At 66.0% G+C, this 17,965-nt stretch carries 17 protein-coding genes; 10 read left to right on the top strand and 7 right to left on the bottom strand.

The window, feature by feature from the left end; translation table 11 throughout:
* Positions 1 to 7: 7 nt before the first annotated feature.
* From manA to ACSU1L_RS04540, 5 genes are all read left to right on the top strand, one after another.
* A complete protein-coding gene (manA, locus tag ACSU1L_RS04560) occupies positions 8 to 1,132 on the top strand; it encodes a mannose-6-phosphate isomerase, class I (protein WP_439255043.1) in 1,125 nt (374 codons plus the stop codon).
* 13 nt (positions 1,133 to 1,145) lie between these two features.
* Positions 1,146 to 2,426: an HNH endonuclease signature motif containing protein gene (locus ACSU1L_RS04555; RefSeq protein WP_439254854.1), complete on the top strand. Its 1,281-nt coding sequence runs from the start codon at positions 1,146 to 1,148 to the stop codon at positions 2,424 to 2,426.
* Positions 2,427 to 2,592: 166 nt separating this feature from the next.
* Positions 2,593 to 2,910 carry a WhiB family transcriptional regulator gene (locus tag ACSU1L_RS04550; protein ID WP_438253531.1) on the top strand — a complete coding sequence of 106 codons (318 nt, stop codon included), beginning with the start codon at positions 2,593 to 2,595 and terminating at the stop codon, positions 2,908 to 2,910.
* Between the two features lie 74 nt (positions 2,911 to 2,984).
* Complete coding sequence (locus ACSU1L_RS04545; protein ID WP_439254853.1) at positions 2,985 to 5,849, top strand: glycosyltransferase; 2,865 nt, start codon at positions 2,985 to 2,987, stop codon at positions 5,847 to 5,849.
* The gene (locus ACSU1L_RS04540; protein ID WP_439254852.1) at positions 5,846 to 7,222 is read left to right on the top strand and encodes a DUF5719 family protein; all 1,377 of its coding nucleotides are present in this window, start codon (positions 5,846 to 5,848) and stop codon (positions 7,220 to 7,222) included. The genes ACSU1L_RS04545 and ACSU1L_RS04540 overlap by 4 nt, the downstream gene beginning before the upstream one ends.
* Here the strand turns inward: ACSU1L_RS04540 and ACSU1L_RS04535 are convergent.
* Positions 7,213 to 7,641: a hypothetical protein gene (locus ACSU1L_RS04535; RefSeq protein ID WP_439254851.1), complete on the bottom strand. Its 429-nt coding sequence runs from the start codon at positions 7,639 to 7,641 to the stop codon at positions 7,213 to 7,215. The two genes, ACSU1L_RS04540 and ACSU1L_RS04535, sit on opposite strands and share 10 nt — an antisense overlap.
* A 67-nt stretch (positions 7,642 to 7,708) precedes the next feature.
* Here ACSU1L_RS04535 and ACSU1L_RS04530 point away from each other — a divergent pair, with 67 nt between their 5' ends.
* From ACSU1L_RS04530 to ACSU1L_RS04515, 4 genes are all read left to right on the top strand, one after another.
* On the top strand, positions 7,709 to 7,915 hold the full coding sequence (locus tag ACSU1L_RS04530; RefSeq protein WP_438253535.1) for a DUF3499 family protein: 207 nt from the start codon (positions 7,709 to 7,711) through the stop codon (positions 7,913 to 7,915).
* Positions 7,916 to 8,014: 99 nt separating this feature from the next.
* Positions 8,015 to 8,938 carry a hypothetical protein gene (locus tag ACSU1L_RS04525; protein WP_439254850.1) on the top strand — a complete coding sequence of 308 codons (924 nt, stop codon included), beginning with the start codon at positions 8,015 to 8,017 and terminating at the stop codon, positions 8,936 to 8,938.
* Positions 8,935 to 9,678: an ABC transporter ATP-binding protein gene (locus ACSU1L_RS04520; protein ID WP_439254849.1), complete on the top strand. Its 744-nt coding sequence runs from the start codon at positions 8,935 to 8,937 to the stop codon at positions 9,676 to 9,678. Before ACSU1L_RS04525 ends, ACSU1L_RS04520 begins: the two co-directional genes overlap by 4 nt.
* The gene (locus ACSU1L_RS04515; protein WP_439254848.1) at positions 9,675 to 10,889 is read left to right on the top strand and encodes an ABC transporter permease; all 1,215 of its coding nucleotides are present in this window, start codon (positions 9,675 to 9,677) and stop codon (positions 10,887 to 10,889) included. Before ACSU1L_RS04520 ends, ACSU1L_RS04515 begins: the two co-directional genes overlap by 4 nt.
* 12 nt (positions 10,890 to 10,901) lie before the next feature.
* Here ACSU1L_RS04515 and ACSU1L_RS04510 read toward each other — a convergent pair whose 3' ends face one another.
* Positions 10,902 to 11,711, bottom strand: coding sequence for an RDD family protein (locus ACSU1L_RS04510; RefSeq protein ID WP_438253539.1), 810 nt, complete (start codon positions 11,709 to 11,711; stop codon positions 10,902 to 10,904).
* A 16-nt stretch (positions 11,712 to 11,727) separates the two neighbouring features.
* On the opposite strand from ACSU1L_RS04510, the gene ACSU1L_RS04505 reads away from it, so the two are divergent.
* Positions 11,728 to 12,720, top strand: a complete 993-nt coding sequence (locus ACSU1L_RS04505; RefSeq protein WP_438253708.1) for a stage II sporulation protein M — start codon at positions 11,728 to 11,730, stop codon at positions 12,718 to 12,720.
* 52 nt (positions 12,721 to 12,772) lie between these two features.
* Here ACSU1L_RS04505 and aqpZ read toward each other — a convergent pair whose 3' ends face one another.
* The 5 genes from aqpZ to ACSU1L_RS04480 all read right to left on the bottom strand — a co-directional run bounded on the left by aqpZ (position 12,773) and on the right by ACSU1L_RS04480 (position 17,928).
* On the bottom strand, positions 12,773 to 13,537 hold the full coding sequence (gene aqpZ / locus ACSU1L_RS04500) for an aquaporin Z (protein WP_438253540.1): 765 nt from the start codon (positions 13,535 to 13,537) through the stop codon (positions 12,773 to 12,775).
* Between the two features lie 145 nt (positions 13,538 to 13,682).
* Positions 13,683 to 15,182, bottom strand: a complete 1,500-nt coding sequence (locus tag ACSU1L_RS04495; RefSeq protein WP_438253541.1) for a catalase — start codon at positions 15,180 to 15,182, stop codon at positions 13,683 to 13,685.
* Positions 15,183 to 15,620 carry a Fur family transcriptional regulator gene (locus ACSU1L_RS04490; RefSeq protein ID WP_438253542.1) on the bottom strand — a complete coding sequence of 146 codons (438 nt, stop codon included), beginning with the start codon at positions 15,618 to 15,620 and terminating at the stop codon, positions 15,183 to 15,185. It lies immediately after the preceding gene.
* A gap of 75 nt (positions 15,621 to 15,695) precedes the next feature.
* Positions 15,696 to 17,003 carry a DUF58 domain-containing protein gene (locus ACSU1L_RS04485; protein ID WP_439254847.1) on the bottom strand — a complete coding sequence of 436 codons (1,308 nt, stop codon included), beginning with the start codon at positions 17,001 to 17,003 and terminating at the stop codon, positions 15,696 to 15,698.
* Position 17,004: 1 nt separating this feature from the next.
* Positions 17,005 to 17,928, bottom strand: a complete 924-nt coding sequence (locus tag ACSU1L_RS04480) for an AAA family ATPase (RefSeq protein ID WP_438253709.1) — start codon at positions 17,926 to 17,928, stop codon at positions 17,005 to 17,007.
* Positions 17,929 to 17,965: the final 37 nt, after the last annotated feature.

Below are 17,965 nucleotides of genomic sequence, written 5' to 3'. Positions count from 1 at the left end.
TGGAGCCATGCTGCTGAGCCTGTCCAACGAGCCCCGTGACTATGCCTGGGGATCGACGTCCCTTCTCGCGACGCTGGAAGGCCGCGAGCCCACCGGAGCGCCGGAGGCCGAGGTATGGTTCGGAGATCACCCCGGTGACCCCGCTGACGTCTCTGACGGTACGACTCTGGATGCTGTTACCGGTGGGACGCTGCCGTATCTGCTGAAGCTGCTCGCTGCGGCCGATCCGCTGTCGATTCAGGCGCACCCGACCATCGCGCAGGCGCGTGCGGGATGGGCGCGCGAAGCAGGCCTTGCGGCAGATGACCCGTCACGAAACTACCGAGATGACAACCACAAGCCCGAGCTCATCGTCGCGCTCAGCGACCGGTTCGAGGCGCTCGGAGGGCTGCGCCCCGTGGCGGACACCGTGCGTCTGCTGGACTCGCTGGGCTCGTCGGTCGGAGCTGTTGCTCTTCGGGAGAGGCTCAGCGCAGACGGAGATGTGCTCGGGGATGCCATCGGCTGGCTGCTTTCCGGTACGGCGCAGTCTGAGGTCGACGACATCATCGCCGCGCTGGCCGAAGCATCCTCCGAAGAATTCGACGCCGAACTAGCCAACGCCCGCACCATCGCGGAGCGCAACCCGGGGGACCCTGGGGTCGTTGTCGCACTTCTGATGAACTTCATCGTGCTCCGACGAGGCGAGGGCATCTTCCTGCGCGCCGGACTTTTACACGCGTACGTCTCCGGACTCGGCGTGGAGATCATGGCGGCCAGCGACAACGTGCTGCGCGGGGGCCTGACGCCCAAACACATCGATGTGCCCGAACTGCTGTCAGTCCTCGACACGTCGCCGGCGAAGGTCCCGGTGATGACGCCGATGGCGGGCGATGCGGTGACTGCCTATCCGGTCGATGTCTCGGACTTCGCCCTGCGGCGTGTGACCCTGTCCGGCGAACCGGTTGCCGTAGACGTTGCCGGACCGGCGATGGTGCTCTCGACCGGGGGAGATGTCTCGGTTTCCGGTATCGATCAGGAGATGACCATTCCCGTCGGCGCGGCCGTGTTCGCCACGGCCGACGAGAAGTCGCTCACCCTCACCGGCACGGGCGAGGCCTTCATCGCCATGCCGGGAATCACCATGCCCTGAGTCGCTCCGACTCTTGACCAGATTTGCGCGGGAGGCCGAGCTGCTCAGCGAGGCCTTCTCTGACGCGCTAGGCGAGCGTGAGCAGCGGACTGGGCCCAGTGACGTCAAAGACATTCCCGTCCGCTCGGTGATTGCGGAGTTCAGCTCCGCCGGTCGTATCTCCTCGCGCACGATGGAATCGTCGATGTGGAACGCGTACACGCTGGTGACGAGTTTTCCTGTCACCTTCCAGGCCCTGCAGAATGCGCAGATCAGCCCGACACATGCGCGCATCATCACTGATGCGGGTGCGCAGATCTCCGATCAGGCAGATCGTTTCGCCTATGAGCTCGCCGCGGTCGATTACGCCTCAGGGGAGAGCCTGAATCGGGTCAGGTCGGTGGCGCGGATGCTGGCGGCCAAGCATGGTGGGGTGAGCGCTGCCGACCGCCGGAAGAAGGCGCACGACGACCGGAAAATCTGGATCGACGACTTCGACGACGGTTCGGCTGAGGTCCACATCCTGACCTCTTCGGTGCTCGCTCATGCGGCGCTGGATCGGGCCTCCAGACTCGCTCGGCTCGCACGGGATCCGCACTCGTCCGAGGTACGCCCTGTTCTCGGCGCTGGCGAGACAGAGCCGGCAACGGGTGAAGACGATGCGTTGATCTCCGAGCAGGATGTGCAGGACGTCGATGGCAACTACGGCGCGTCCGCACCGAATGACGATCCGCGCACGATGGATCAAGCGCGGGCGGATGTCGTGATGGACCTCCTGCTGGCAGCCGCCGCAGAAACAGTATCCGCAGATGGCGCGGCGGCGATTCGCGGGCATGTCCAGGTGACGCTTTCTGCGGCGGTTCTCGCCGGAGCGTCGGATGCTCCAGCCGAATTGCTCGGATGCGGACCTGTCGACGCCCGAATCGCCCGTGAGCTTGCCGGGTTCGCACCCGGATGGGATCGTCTTTATCTCGACGAGTACTCCGGAATGGTCACAGCGACCGATCGGTACCGACCAACAGCCGAGATGCGCCGATATCTGCGTGCGCGCGATGGACGCTGTCGTTTTCCCGGCTGTGCGTCCTCGGTGCTGCGATGTGACCTCGACCACAACGACGAGCACAGCCGGGGCGGGGCGACAGCCTGCGAGAATCTCAGTCATCTGTGCCGACGGCATCATTCTTTGAAACATCCGGATATCGACCCCGAGTACCGGTGGGCGGCGCGACAGCTGTCCGGTGGGCGAATCGAGTGGACGAGTCCGCGCGGCAGGGTGTTCATCGACCACCCGCAACCGCGCGTCCACTTCGCCTGAGATCCCAGATACTCTGCGGTGCACCGCGACACGCCGTAGACACGCCGTGAACCTTCAATGGTCGATTGAGGGTTTACTATCTGCGACTTGACCGGAGCGAATGACACGGGTGTAATTAGTTGTGCACGGCCCGGTGGGGGGCATCCGTAAGGGCAAGGAGAACGATATGACGGGTTACCGTTCCGACGTTCCCGAGAACTGGTTTGTAGATCCGGTCAATCTCGGGGTTCCCGGGGTCAGGCGTGTTGACGCCGACGATGACACAGCGCTCTCCTGGCAGACCGACGCGCTCTGCTCGCAGACCGATCCAGAGGCGTTCTTCCCGGAAAAGGGCGGTTCGACTCGCGACGCGAAGCGCATCTGCTCCTCGTGCGATGTGAGTGGCGAATGCCTGCAGTACGCGCTGAACAACGACGAGCGCTTCGGTATCTGGGGTGGGCTCAGCGAGCGCGAACGCCGCAAGCTCAAGCGCAGCGCCGGCTGAGCTGTCATAGCTTCGCAGGCGCGCCGACCGCGGTGGCAGTCGCCTGAGAATGCAGCGCTTAGGCTGGCCAAGCCATGCCAACCCGAGTTCATGCCATCATCGTCGCGCGGCCCGGATCTTCCTCCCGCGCACAGCTCCTGCGTACTCTTGACGCCCTGAGTCTCCAGACTCGCGCGGCGGACGCCGTGACGCTCGTCGTGTGCGGAGACGCCTCGTCCGCCCGAGACAGCGAAGCGATCGCTCGTGTCATCGAAGGCATCATCGAAGCACGCAGCAGCACCTCGTTCGCTGAGGCCATCGATTTGGCTCGACCCCGGGTGGCGCAGGGCTCCGCTATCTGGTTGCTCGCACACGACACGGCACCGCACCCGCAGGCGCTGGCGCAGCTCAGCGGAGCGCTCGAGCGCTCACCATCGGCGGCCATCGCCGCTCCCAAGCTCGTCGATGTCGACAACGATCGCGAGATCGTCTCCCTCGGCGTCACCATGACGTCGCTTGGCCGATCAGTCGAACTCGCCGCCGGTGAACTCGACCAGGGTCAGCACGACGGACGCGACGACGCGCTCGGCTCGGACATCCGCGGCATCCTGATCCGCAGCGAAGTGCGCGACCCGCTTCGTCCTGATCCCGCTCTCGCCGGGGCCGACGAAGGCCTGGATCTCGGTATCCGTGCGCGGCTGGGTGGTGGGCGCGTCGTCCTCGCCCCGAACGCGCGGATCTCTGTGCATCCTGACGGCCCGGCAGCGCTCCCGCAGAACGCAGCACAACGCGCGTTCGTCACGCGCCTCGCACAGCTGCACCGCAGGCTCGCCTACGCTCCCGCCATCAGCGTGCCGCTGCACTGGCTCTCATTGCTGCCCCTGGCGCTGTGGCGAACCGTCGTGCATCTCATCGGCAAGCGTCCGGCGGCTGTCCTGCCGGAATGGGCAGCAGCGCTCACCGCGATGGTCCGCTTCGGCGCCGTGGCGCGGTCTCGCCAGCGCATCCGCTCGTTCCGAACCGCCTCCTGGTCGAGCATCGCCCCACTGCGTGTCACCCGCGCACAGCTGCATCGGAATCTCGACGACGGTCACGGGAGCGAAGGGGGAGCGGTCAGCGAACTGAATTTCTTCTCCGGTGGCGGCGCCTGGGCCGTGCTGGGCGCTCTCGTGGTGAGCGTGGCCTCGTTCACAACTCTGCTTGCTTGGCCCGCCATCGGCGGCGGCGGACTGCTTCCGCTGCGCGACACCGTCACAGCACTCTGGCGCGATGCCGCGTGGGGATCGCGCGGACTCGGAGTCGACGTCATCGGCCCTGCGGATCCTTTCGCCGGAGTCATCGCGATCATCGGATCGCTGTGGGTCGGAGCACCGTCTTTCGCGCTCGTGGTGCTGTGGCTGCTGGCACTGCCGCTGGCTGTACTCGGCGGATGGTTCGCCGCAACACGAATCACTGACCGCGCGGGAATGCGCATCTTCGGCGGTGTCGCCTGGGCGCTCGCGCCGACCTTCCTCACCGCTCTCATGACCGGGCGCCCGGCCGCAGTCCTCTTGCACTTGATCCTGCCGTGGCTGTTCCATGCGGCCGTCGTCGCACACCGCTCCTGGGGTGCGGCGGGCGCAGTGTCGATCATCCTCGCTGCAGCTCTCGCCTGTGCACCCGCGCTCGCACCAGCGGCCGGGCTGCTCTGGCTGATCGCGCTGGTCGTCGTGCTTGCGCATGGATGGTTCCATGGAGCCGTGCGCCTGCTGTGGATGCTGGCTCCCACCGTGGTGCTGTTCCTGCCGATCGTCGTCTGGCAGGTGCGGTACGGAAATCTCTGGGCGATCTTCGCCGACCCCGGCCTCATCTGGGCAGGCGGTCAAGCGAGCGCGGACAGCGCCGGACGGATGCTGCTGGCCACAGGTTTCCCGACCGCGGATCTTGCCGGGTGGATGAGCATCCTCGATCCCACCATTGCGATGTGGGCACCGCTGCTGCTTGTGCCGATCGCGCTGCTGGCACTCGCCTCAGCGATCGCGCCGCGCTGGGGTGCTGGTATCACTCTGCTCGCTGTCACCGTCATCGGTCTCGCGACCTCATTCCTCGCCGTGGGTGTGACCGTCTCCTTTGCACAGGGCACCGCGGTAGCGATCTGGCCGGGAACAGGCTTGAGTCTGGCCTGGGCCGGGCTCGTCGGCGGTGCGCTCGTCACGCTTGACACCGCCATCACGCTTCCCCGTGTGCGGGTGGTCACGGTGACGATTGCGGGGCTCGCACTGGCGGTCTGCGCGGTGCCGGCGCTGACCGCGCTGCACACCGAACGCTCAGTTCTCACCAACGGACCGGAGAGCACCCTCCCGGCCTACGTCGCCGCCGAGGCGCGCGGCGACCGTGCGATCGCCACACTCGTCATCACGCCGCAGAACGACGGCGGGCTGGCGTCAGAGGTGATCTGGGGTGCGAGCAACACGCTGGGCGCGCAGACCACCATGCTGAGCACCGCCACCGAACCGCATGGCACCGACATCAGCATCCTCACGGTCGATCTGCTCTCGGAGCGCACCTTCGATGCTCCCGGCGAGCTCGCAGCCCATGGCATCCACTTCGTCCTTCTCGATCAGGTCGCCGGCGAAGAATCCGCCACCGCACGTGCGTTCCGAATCTCCGCTGTCACCGCTCTTGATCAGCGCGCCGGGTTCGTGAAGGTCGGCGAAACAGACAAAGGCGTGCTGTGGCGCTTGGACAGTGTCACCGCTGAGCGTCCGGGCCTCACCGCATCCGAGGCTCGCACCATGCAGGCCGTGACAATTCTGCAGCTGGTCGTATTCCTGGGCGCCGTACTGCTGTCGATCCCGACCCGAGCCTCGCGCCGAGCTGCGCGAGCGCAATCACGGATCGTGGGGCGTTCACCCGATGAACCTCTGATTCTTCCGAAGCGGGCGGATGACGATCTCGAGCCAGCCGAGGAGAAGCGATGACTCACAAGCCACCAATCCGTGTCGCCGCTACCAGCGCCAGGCTCGTGGCAGGCGCCGTTATCGCTGTCGCGTGCGTAGCGGGAGTCACAGCCGCTGTCGCCGTCGAATGGCCGAGCGTGACCAACCAGGCAGCACAGATGCAGGTGCGACCTGCTGCTGGCGACACCACCGTGGTGTGTTCCGGATCGTTCCGTGCGATCGGCCGAGATGCGAACAATGCGCAGCAGATGTCGTCAGCGGGCGATCCAGCACTCACCGTCGACAGCAACGGACCGCGTGAAGAATCCGAACTCGCCGTACCAGATCTGACCGGGGAGTTCGCGGGTCCTCAGCGTTTCATCGGCAGTGCCGAGCAGGGGGGAACCTCGCTGGTCGCGGCTGCCGAATCGGTCTGGCTCGCAGCCGGTGATCTTTCCGGCCTCGCGGCGAGCGCATGCCGTGAGCCGCAGACCGAGTCGTGGCTGTTGGGCGGCACTGTCGAGACAGGTACCAGCGACCTGATCATCCTGTCGAACCCGGGCGACGTCACCGCGACGGCGGCCCTCACGGTCTTCGGAACGGAACAGACGACGACCACCACGCTGGTGCCTGCCGGAACGCAGCTGGCTGTGCCCCTGGCATCCATCGCCGCCGGGCTCCAGCAGCCCGTCGTGCGGGTGACGGCGACCGGGGCTCCGTTGCGAGCAGTGCTGCAGTCCTCGCTGATCCGCACCCTCGACCCCTCAGGCATCGACCTGCAGGACACCGCGGGAGTTCCCGGCACCGATCTGACATTCTCCGGCGTGCAGGTTGTCGCAGACAACGCAGATTCAGCGGTCACGGTGCTGCGACTTCTCGCAGCGGATCAGCCCACCACGGCGACGATCACCGTGCGCTCCGGGGCCAAGGTCGTGCAGACGAAGACGGTGCCGCTGGAGGCTGCCATCCCCGCCGAGGTCAATCTGGACGGCTTGGATGTGGGCGTGTACAGCGTGAGCGTCGAGGCGGACTCTTCGCTCGTGGGAGCCGTCTGGCAGAGCACTGGCGTAGCGGCCGGCTCGGATTTTGCCTGGATGACACAAGCTCCCGAGATCACCGGAGAAGTTTTTGTCGCCGTGCCTGCAGGGCCGGCGCCGCGACTGCATCTGGTGAACCGAGGCGACGAGGAGGTCACCGCGACGCTTGCGCCCACAAACGGACAGGCCGGCTCCGGGATCACCGTTGCGGCGGGCGGCTCGACCCTGATTGATGTCACCGCGAGCACCACATACGCTCTGGCCGTGAACGGCGGCGGGCTGCATGCAGCCGTCGCACTTGCCGATGTGAATCAGTTGGCCGGCTGGCCGCTATGGCCAGCAGCATCGGAGCGCGCGGCTATCACGGTCTATCCCTGATCGGGCCCGAAATCCCACGGCTCCTTGCCGACGTATTCGGCGGCCGCCCGGAAAACAGCGCTCTCGATCGCGATGCGGCGATGCAGGTCATCATCGTGACCGGGGGGAAGCAGTCGTTCGATCGGGATGCGATACAGCACGATTCTGCGCTCATCGCGGTCGAGGTACCAGCGCGGGATGCCGTCATCATCGATGTTGCGGGGGAGTCCGCCGATCTCGAAGCGCACCTCCTGCAGCTCCGGCCAGGTGCCGCGCAAGAAGTCCACAGCCGCGCCGATGGTGCTGTCGAAGCGGTCGATCCTGCCGTTCAGCGGAGCCAGGGGCGGACGCAGCACCTCGCTGCGTCCGAGGCGTCCGTGGCGGCCGTGCCGCGCGCCGCGGCGAGGAGCTGCGGCACCTGGATCTGAACGACGGGCCATGATGAAAGTCTATGGCGTTCCGCGCGGCATCCGCTCGTGTGCTCGCCGGCGCTCTACTCTGACAGAGATGGACGTACGAATCTGCTCCAAGGTCACCTGCGCACGCGAAGCGGTCGCGACGCTGACGTTTGACTACGGTGATCAGATGGCGGCCCTCGGACCCCTGGGTGGCACGGACCATCCGCACGCTCATGATCTCTGCGCGCAGCATGCCGACCGGCTCTCGGTCCCGGCCGGCTGGCTCGTCATCCGCCATGAGGCGTTGCGCGCCTGAAACCGCGTTACATGCACGCAAATGAAGTGCATACCTGGAAAGCATTTATGACTATGATGATTCCGGACGCACCACCGTGGAGCCTCCAGAGAGGCTTCCGTGGTCGTTTGGCGTCGATGGATTCTCCCCATCCTGCTCGTGATCATCCTGGGCGCGTGCGCGGCAGGGCTGGTCAAACTCGCATTCTTCCCTGACGCCCAGGCCGCGGCCATGGGGCCAGGGGCCGAGATCACCGATCCGGTCATGCCCGTTGAGCGGGGCTCCGTGATCAACGAGCTGTCGCTGAGCGGCAACGTCGCACGTGACAACGCCTATCCGGTACGCAGCGAGGTGAACGGCACGGTCACCGCCGTCCACGTCGGAGGTGGCGCCGTCGCTGCCGGACAGGTGCTTTTCACCGTGAAGCAGGACGACCCCGTGCGCAACATCGACATCGTCGCTCCCGAGGCGGGCGATCTGTCGGAGATCGCTGTCATCAAGGGGCAGCAGGTATCCGTTGGCGGTGACGTCGTGACCCTGTCGCCGGCTCGCTACCACCTGGTAGCCGCCGTCGAACCGGTGCAGTTGTATCGACTGGTGAACGCTCCGGCTGAGGCGACCGTCTCGATCACGGGCGGACCTGCGCCTTTTGCCTGCACGGGTGTGCAGGTGCAGGTGACAGCAGAAGGCGGAGCGAGCGTGCAGTGCTCGATTCCCGCTGAGCAGACCGTTTTCGCCGGTCTTCCCGCGCAGATGGATCTTGCCCTGGGGCAGGTGGAGGATGCGCTCGTCATCCCGGTGACCGCGGTGCAGGGCGGATCCGGCTCCGGTGTGGTTTGGGTCGATGCCGGTGACGGCGAAGATCCGCAGGAGCGCACCGTGACACTCGGCGTGAGCGATGGCACGACCGTCGAGGTCGTCGAAGGGCTCGAAGAGGGCGAGATGGTGCGCCAGTTCGTGCCCGGATTCGTCGCCCCGGTCGAGGAATACTGCTACGAGATCGAACCCGGTGTCGAACAGTGCGAAAGTGGGATGAGCTGGTGAGCCTGGTCTCACTGGACAGCATCTCCAAGAGTGTTCTGCTCGCCGATGACTCGCGGCTGGAGATTCTCCGCGGGATCAGTCTCGATGTGGATGCCGGCGACCACGTTTCGATCGTCGGACGCTCCGGCTCCGGCAAATCGACATTGCTGAACATTCTCGGGATGCTGGATGCCCCCACCGAGGGTTCGGTGTCGTTCGAGGGCACCCCGGTCCGCAAGATGAGCAGCGGCAGACTCGATCGCCTGCGCGGCGCGAACGTCGGATTCGTCTTTCAGCAGTTCAACCTGCTCGCCGGTCGAACAGCGATCGATAACGTCATGATGCCGTTGAGTCATGCCAGCGGACGGCTGTTCTGGAAGCGCCGGGAGCTCGCCGCCGACATGCTCGAGCGGGTGGGGCTCGGGCACCGAATCGATCAGATCGCCGATCGTCTGTCCGGCGGCGAGCAGCAGCGCGTGGCAATCGCCAGGGCGCTGGTGCGAAACCCCATGCTGATCCTCGCGGATGAACCCACCGGCGCACTGGATATCGACACCGGGGCATCTGTGATGGAGCTTCTGGATGAGGTCGCCACACAGACCGGAGCCGCGCTGGTGACCATCACCCATGACCTGCACGTCGCTGCGCGCGCACGACGGCACTACCGGCTGGAGGCGGGCATGCTCGCCCCGGTGGATCTCAGCCGGGCATTCGAAGCATCCACGCTGGCTACCGGCGTCCCCTCGGAGGCAACGGCATGAGCGGGTTTATCGGTGCGTTCTCCGACGCCTGGGCCGAGATCCGCGTGCACAAGCTGCGGGTGCTGCTCAGCCTCATCGGCATCGCCGTATCCGTTGCCGCGTTGACAGCCGTGGTCGCCTTCTCGGAGTATCAGCGGCAGTTCCAGGTCGAACAGTCCGATCGCTACGGGGGCCGCGCGGCGACGATCGCCGTTTCCGTGATGAGCGATAACGGCGCTCCGGTAGATTTCGCGGACTTCGACGACCGCTTTTCTCGAGTCAGCGAACGATTCGAATTCACACACACGGCGCGCGTTGCTGACGGCTTAATGTTCCGTGCGCAGTTGCCGGACGGAGTGCGGGAGGTCAGCGGCAGGCTGCTGGACCCGCTCTATGCCGAGATGCACCGTGAGCAACTGCTGGAGGGTCGCGCGTTCCGGCCAGGGGATGAAGCGGCGCTTGCGCCCCCGGTGGTCATCACCGAGCCGCTGTGGGATCTGATCGGTCGCACGCCGATGAACCAGCATCCGACTCTCACGATCCTCGGTGATGCTGGCGGCACCTATCAGGTGGTCGGGGTCACTCCGAGACAGGGCATCTGGGATGACGAGGTGCGCATCGACGTGCTCTACGACGCGTACACCGCCCGTGTCGATCAGCTCCCGCCGGAAGTGATGCCCCGTCACGAGGTGTGGGTCACGGAGCAGCAAGCATCCGAAATCGGACCCGTGCTTGCGATGGATCTGCGTGCTGGCCTCCCCGAAGGGCAGTCAGTCATGGTGAACCGTAGCGACTGGGCTTCCCAACCCGGCATGGAAGATTCCATGCGGACCTTCGAGATGATCACCGGCGGGATCGCCGTGCTCATTCTCGGCCTCGGTGCGCTGAGTCTCATCAACATTCAGCTGGTCGCCATGCGCCAGCGAGTGCGAGAGATCGGCGTCAGGCGCGCGTTCGGGGCGACGTCGGGTCGCGTCTTCGTCTCCGTGCTCCTGGAAAGCCTGGTTGCCACGACAGTCGCGGGCATCATCGGCATCGCGATCGTCGTCGCGGTGCTGCGCTCAGACTGGGTGGTTCCGGCGATGTTCCAGGGGATGCAGGATGTTCCGCCGTTCCCGATGCGCGCCGCGGTCACCGGGCTTGTGGCATCGGTCATCGTCGGCGCGGTTGCCGGGTTCATCCCCGCGATGGTTGCGCTGCGCGTGAAGGTGATCGACGCGATCCGGTTCTGACCGGTAGTGGCGTCAGACGCCGACGCGGCGCCCGGAGAGCTTCTCCGCGCGCGCGTCGGCGATGGCCAGTGCCCGCCGCTCGCGTTCGCGGCGCAGCACGGTGATCGCTATGAGCAGCTGCTCCGGGTGGGCAGCCGGCTGCGGGGAGACGTACTCGGCCGTCTCGGTGACGAGTTCCGCAGCGATCTTCGCGCGCGCTGAGGGCGACATGCGCTCGGCATGCTGCAAGAACTGCGAGATGCGACGGGCGAGGCGATCGGGCATCCGTGCGACGTCGGCGATCTGCCCCCAGCCGATGAGCGACTCGGGCATGACCGGGACGAGGGGGATGAGCTTCGGGGTGCGCACGCGCTGGCTGTAGGTGCCGGCCACGAGGTCTCCCAGGCGCTGCGAGCGGGCCGTGAACGCCCCGGCCAGCAGGGCGATCGCGCCGAAGGTCATATAGGTCTCCAGAACGCCGATCAGCGCTCGGATGAAAGCGTGGCGGAATCCGGTGGCTCCGCCGTCCATGCGAACGATGCGTCCGCCGACGGCCAGTTTCCCGAGGCTCCGCCCGCGAAGTGCGAGCTCGACCACGATCGGCACCACGACGAAGCAGACCACGATCGCGACGATGTTCACGATGCCGTCGATCGCCGGCGTCACGATACCGGTGGCGAGAAGCCATACGCGCAACCACAGGAACAGCAGGAACAGCACCCAGCTGACGGCCATGTCGATGAGCGCGCCGAGTGCGCGCATGAAGAACCCGAGCGGTTGAACATCGATGGCAACGGCTTCGCCGGAGAGGACTTCGTCCGTGGTGTCGATCGGCGTAGACATGAGTACAGTAAATCAGGTGGATGCTGATGCCCTGACCGATGCACGACGTGCCGAGTGGGAACGCCTGGACGAACTCAGCCGTCAGCGGCTCGACGGTGGCGGAGTGGATGAGCTCATCGTCCGGTACCGGGCGGCATCGGCAGATCTTGCCGAGCTGAAGACTTCGGTCGGCGAGTCCCCGCAGGGTGCCTACCTCTCGTTGATTCTGGCCAAGGCGCGGTTGCGTCTGACCGGTGCATCCGACAGCATCCTCAGTCAGATCGGGCGGTTCTTCACCGATCAGCTTCCGGCCGCACTGTATCGCCTCCGCTGGACCACGCTGGTCATCGCACTGGCATTCATCGCCATCTCGGTCGGTGTCGCTGCATGGATCTCAAGCGACCCGGCTCTGGTAGCCAGCCTCGGGCCGGCGGACTTCCTCGAGCAGTACGCCGAAGAGAGCTTCACCGGCTACTACACCGATAACCCCGCGGCGGTGTTCGCGGGGATGGTGTGGACCAATAACGCGTGGATCGCCGTGCAGTGCGTGCTGTTCGGCGTCACCGGCATCTGGCCGATCTACATGATCGCGCAGAATGCGTTCAGCATCGGTGTCTCCGGGGGAATCATGGCTGCGCACGATCGCGCGGATGTGATGGTGCTGTACATCCTTCCGCACGGGATGCTCGAGATGACGAGCATCTTCGTCGCAGCTGCCGCAGGGCTCCACATCTTCTGGGCCTGGGCTGCACCGGGGCACCGCACGCGGGCAGCGGCTCTCGCGCAGGAGGGGCGGGCACTGGCGACAGTGGCCATCGGGCTGGTGTTCGCGCTGTTCCTGTCCGGGCTCGTCGAGGGCTTCGTGACCGGCTGGTCGCTGCCGTGGCCGATCAAGATCGGTATCGGAGCTGCCGCGCTGGGGGTCTTCCTCGCCTACATGCTTCTCGTCGGACGCCGCGCTTACCAGCGGGGCGAGCGCGGCGACCTGCTCGAGTACGAGGCAGGAACGCCGCAGCTCGTCGCCGGGTAATCAAGAGGTGCTTGATTCTCAGAGGTGCTTCGTTCTCAGAGGTGCTTCGTTCTCAGAGGTGCTTCGTGCCGTCCAGCAGCGTCTTGTAGGCGAAGCCGGCGATCAGAGCGCCGACCACAGGGAAGACCAGGAATACCCACAGCTGAGCAAGGGGACCGGCCCCGCCGTAGATGGCTGCGGCGATGGAACGTGCTGGGTTCACCGAGGTGTTGTCGACCGGGATGCTGATGAGGTGGATGAGCGTCAGCGTGAGGCCGATGGCGAGGCCGGCGAAAGGCGTCGGACGGAGTTTGTGCGTCGTGCCGAGGATCACGAAGAGGAAGATCGCGGTGAGGATGACCTCGATCACGATCGCTGACCACATACCGAATCCACCGGGGGAGTGCTCGCCCCAGCCGTTGCTGGCGAATCCAGCATCCTGCGCGCCCGTGAGCCAGCCTTCAGGACCGAAGATGCCGATCAGCACCAGCGCGGTGCTGGCGATGATGCCGCCGATGACCTGCGCGATGATGTAAGCGGGCACGTCTCGCCAGGGCAGGCGCCCGGCTGCTGCGAGTCCGAGGCTGACGGCCGGGTTGAAGTGGCCGCCGGAGATCGGGCCGAAGGCGTAGACGCCCACGACGACCGTGAGCCCGAACGCGAGGGCAACGGCGACGTAAACCGCAGAGCCTGATCCGGGGTCGGTGAAGTGGTTGGATGCGAACAACGCCGTGCCGACACCGCCGAACACCAGCAGGAAGGTGCCGAGTGCTTCAGCCGTGAGCCGTGCTCCGGTTGACGGCGCTGCGGGTGTTGCTTCGGCGAGCGATTCACTCATGAGATTCCCTCTCGTCAGTTCGAGTCGGACACGACCCATTTCAGGGCACATCATCCACCCGCTCGCATATCTTGCACTGTAGGCGCGCCGAAGGGCCGGATGCATGCGCATCCGGCCCTTCGGCTACCGAGTGAATCTGCGGCTATTACTCGCCGACGCCGACGGGCTCCGGCTCGGATCCGCCGTTCGCCGCGACCACGGCACGGATGTCGTCCGCGACCTTCTGGTCAACCTGGCCCCAGTACCAGAAGAAGCGCTCCTGGATAGCGGGGACGGTCAGCCCGGCGTACTGACCCGCGAGCGTCTCGATGAAGCGCTGGCGTTCCTCAGCGGTGAAGACCTCGTTGACCAGCGTGCGGGCCTGTCCGAAGTCGTCGTCCTCGGAGCGCAGGGTTGCAGCGCTGCGCAGGAGTGTGCCGTCCTCTTCCCAGCTCGCCTCGACACCGCGCTGCGGGTCTGCCTGCGGTCCACCCGCAACACCGTACGAGTTCGGCGTGTAGACGCGGTGCTCGGCGGTGTTGAAGTGGTACTGCATGTTGCCCTCGTGCATGTAGTTGCTGACGTGGGCAGCGTGCGGCTGGTTGACCGGTAGCTGGTTGTAGTTGGTGCCGATGCGGTAGCGCTGGGCGTCCGGGTAGGAGAACACGCGCGCCATGAGCATCTTGTCGGGGGAGATGCCGGTGCCGGGAACCTGGTTGCCGGGCGAGAAGGCAGCCTGCTCGATCTCGGCGAAGAAGTTCTGCGGGTTGCGGTTCAGCGTGAAGGTGCCGACCTTGATGCGCGGGTAGTCCTTCTTCGACCAGGTCTTGGTGATATCGAAGGGGTTGAATCGGTAGGTCTTGCCCTCTTCGTATGGCATGACCTGGACGTAGACGTCCCACGCCGGGAAGTCGCCCTTCTCGATCGCCTCGTAGAGGTCGCGGCGGTAGTAATCCGCATCCTCTCCGGCGAGGCGCTCGGCCTCATCGGCGAACATCGGCTCGACGCCCTGCTTGGACATGAAGTGGTACTGGATCCAGAAGCGCTCGCCCTCAGCGTTGACCCACTGATAGGTGTGCGAGCCATAGCCGTTGACGTGGCGCCAGGAGCGCGACAGTCCGCGGTCGCCCATGAGGTAGGTCACCTGGTGCGCGGACTCGGGAGAGAGCGTCCAGAAGTCCCATTGCATGTCGGCGTTGCGCAACCCCGAGCCGCCCAGCCGCTTCTGCGAGTGGATGAAGTCCGGGAACTTGATGCCGTCGCGGATGAAGAACACCGGGGTGTTGTTTCCGACGATGTCGAGGTTGCCCTCGGTCGTGTAGAAGCGCAGCGAGAAACCGCGGACGTCGCGCCAGGTGTCCGGGGAGCCCTGCTCGCCGGCCACGGACGAGAAGCGCAGTAGTGTCTCGCTCTTCGCGCCCTTCTGGAAGACGGCTGCGCGGGTGTACTGCGAGACGTCCTCGGTGACGACGAACTCGCCGAATGCGCCGCCCCCCTTGGCGTGCGGGTTGCGCTCCGGCACGCGCTCACGGTTGAACGATGCGAGCTTCTCGACCAGGTATCGGTCGTGCAGCGCGGTTGTGCCGTCAGCACCGTTCGTCAGCGAGTGCGCGTCGCTGGCGACAGGCGTGCCGGTCTGGGTGGTGGTGAAAGTCTTGTCAGTCATTCACTTCTTCCTTTCGCAATCAGAGCAGATGGCTCGGTAGGTCACAGAGGCTTCGAGGATGCGCATCCCGTGGTCGTGGGATGGATGCAGGCACGGGGCTTCGCCGACGGCGCAGGCGACGTCTTCGACGCGACCGCACTCCACGCACTGCAGATGATGGTGGTTGTCGTCGGCGTGCTGCACCTCGTACAGCGCGCTCGGCGCATCCGGCAGGCTGACTCGTCGGACGATCCCGACGCCGGTGAGGTCGCCCAGGATGCTGTGCACGGTGGGGAGTGCGACTCCGCTGAGAATCGAACGCAGCGAGGAGTGCACGGTCTCCGCAGACGCGTGCGGGCGTGCGGTGAGGGTGTTGATCACCGCGACCCGCTGCATCGTCACGCGAAGCCCGGCGGCACGCAACCGCTCAGGAGCTTCGATCGTGCCGATGGTGTTCATGACCCCATTCTCCCATAAAGATGAATCATTCACAATAAAGAATGGTTCATTTCTACTGCGATCGATGGCCGACAGTCACAGGCGTCCCGCGGCCTTGAGCTCCAGGTAGCGGTCGGCGATTCGCGGTGGCAGCGCCTCGGGATCGGCGGCGATGGCCTCACCACCCGCGCGGCGAATGGCATCAGTTACGTTCTCCGCGTCGCGGAGGGTCCGCTCAGCCGCAGCGGCGAGATAGATCTCCTCACGCGAGCCGCGCTGCTGCGCCAGCTTCTCAACAGACTCATCGGTCACCGAGCCGACCAGCACTGTCGTCGCACGTGATGGCGTGGGAAATGCGCCGAGGAAGCCGCGTGCCGACTCCGCGGCATCCTGAGCGGTGAGAACGACGACCAGCGAGGGGCGCGTCGTCAGCGTGCGGATGGCGGCGAACGCACCAGACCAGTCCGTGTCGACCAGCCGCGCATGCACCGTAGCCATCGCATCCGTCATCGCCGGCAGCAGTGCGGTCCCGTCGATTCCGGTCACGCGTGCACGCACCGCGCGGTCGTACAGCAGCAGATGCACATGATCGCCGGCGCGGGTCGCCAGTGCTCCGAGCAGCAGTGCCGACTCCAGGGCGGCTTCCAACCGGGTACCGTCGCCGACGCGGGCCGCGGACGTACGGCCGGTGTCGATGAGGATGACCACGTGCCGGTCGCGCTCGGGCCGCCAGGTGCGCAGCATCGTGGTGCCAGCACGCGCCGTGGCACGCCAGTCGATTGAGCGGACATCATCGCCGCGCACGTAGTCGCGCAGCGAGTCGAATTCGGTTCCCTGACCGCGCACCTGGATGCTCGTGTTGCCATCGAGTTCGCGAAGTCGGGCAAGTCGGGAAGGCAGATGCTTGCGGGAAACGAACGCCGGGAGAACTCGCAGCGCACCACGAACCTCGTGGCGGGCCTGCTTGCCACCGAGCCCCAGCGGACCACGCGATCGGACGAAGACGAACTCGCTCGCCAACTCGCCACGGCGGCGGGGTAGCAGCGGCACGCTTACGCGGCGACGCTCCCCGGCCGGAACCAGCACGCGCAGGCGCTCGGCGCTCGCGCCGGCCGTCGGCTGCCAGCCATCGCGGACCACGGCATGCAGCGTTCGGGAGCCATGGTTGTGCAGGGCAATGCTCGTCTCGACGGGTTCGCCCATCCTGCCGCGCGCGGGTACGCGCCGGGTCACCGTGATCGTGCGTGCACTCGCTGCCGCCGTCACATCGACTGCCAGCAGCACGGAGCACAGCACGAGCCAACCGGTAAGCACAGCCCACACCGGCAACCCCGCCGCGGTCAGCGCGACGAGGGGCAAGACACCGAGACCGGTGACCAGAGCGAGTCGAGGAGAGACGAACACTTTAGATCGGCACCCGCGTCTGCTGAATGACCGAGGCCAACACAGCATCCGCCGATACGCCTTCCATCTCGGCGTCCGGGCGCAGCTGCAGGCGGTGACGCCAGCACGGCACCAGCATGGTCTGCACGTGATCGGGTGTGACCGCGGTGGAGGCGTTCAGCCAGGCCCAAGCCTTGGCCGCGGCGAGCAGTCCTGTGGATGCTCGTGGACTCGCCCCGAGCAGTACAGACGGAGATTCCCGGGTGGCACGGGCGAGATCGACCACATAACCGAGAACTTCATCGGTCACGTCGACGCGTGCCGCGGCATCCTGAGCAGCGCGAATCTCCGCTGCGCTGACTACCGGTTCGACACCGGTGAGCGCACGCGGGGAGAAGCCGTTCGCGTGCAGACGCAACACGGTGACTTCGGCGTCGCGCTCAGGCATCGTGACGACGAGCTTCATCAGGAAGCGGTCGAGCTGGGCCTCAGGCAGTGAGTAGGTCCCCTCGTGCTCGATCGGGTTCTGTGTCGCAGCGACCAGGAACGGATCAGGCAGATCGCGGCTGGTGCCGTCTGCTGAGATCTGGCGTTCTTCCATCGCCTCCAGCAGCGCCGCCTGCGTCTTCGGCGGCGTGCGGTTGATCTCATCCGCCAGCAGGATGTTGGTGAATACCGGTCCCTGACGGAACTCGAACTCACCCGTGCGCGCGTCATAGACGAGCGACCCGGTCACATCTCCCGGCATGAGATCCGGGGTGAACTGCACGCGTTTGGTGTCGATTCCGAGGGCACGGGCGAACGCGCGCACCACCAGGGTCTTGGCGACGCCGGGAACGCCCTCGAGGAGGACGTGTCCGCGCGAGAGCAGGCAGACCAGCAACCCGGTGACGGTGCCAGCCTGGCCGATCACGGCCTTGTCGATCTCCGTGCGCACGCGGTGCATGGCATCTCGCAGCTGTGCCTCGTCGAATGCGGCCTCA

Source organism: Microbacterium sp. A94, assembly GCF_051842855.1.
Taxonomy (GTDB): Bacteria; Actinomycetota; Actinomycetes; order Actinomycetales; family Microbacteriaceae; genus Microbacterium.
Note: the sequence above shows the minus strand (reverse complement) of the source record. Positions and strands in the feature narration are given on the sequence as shown.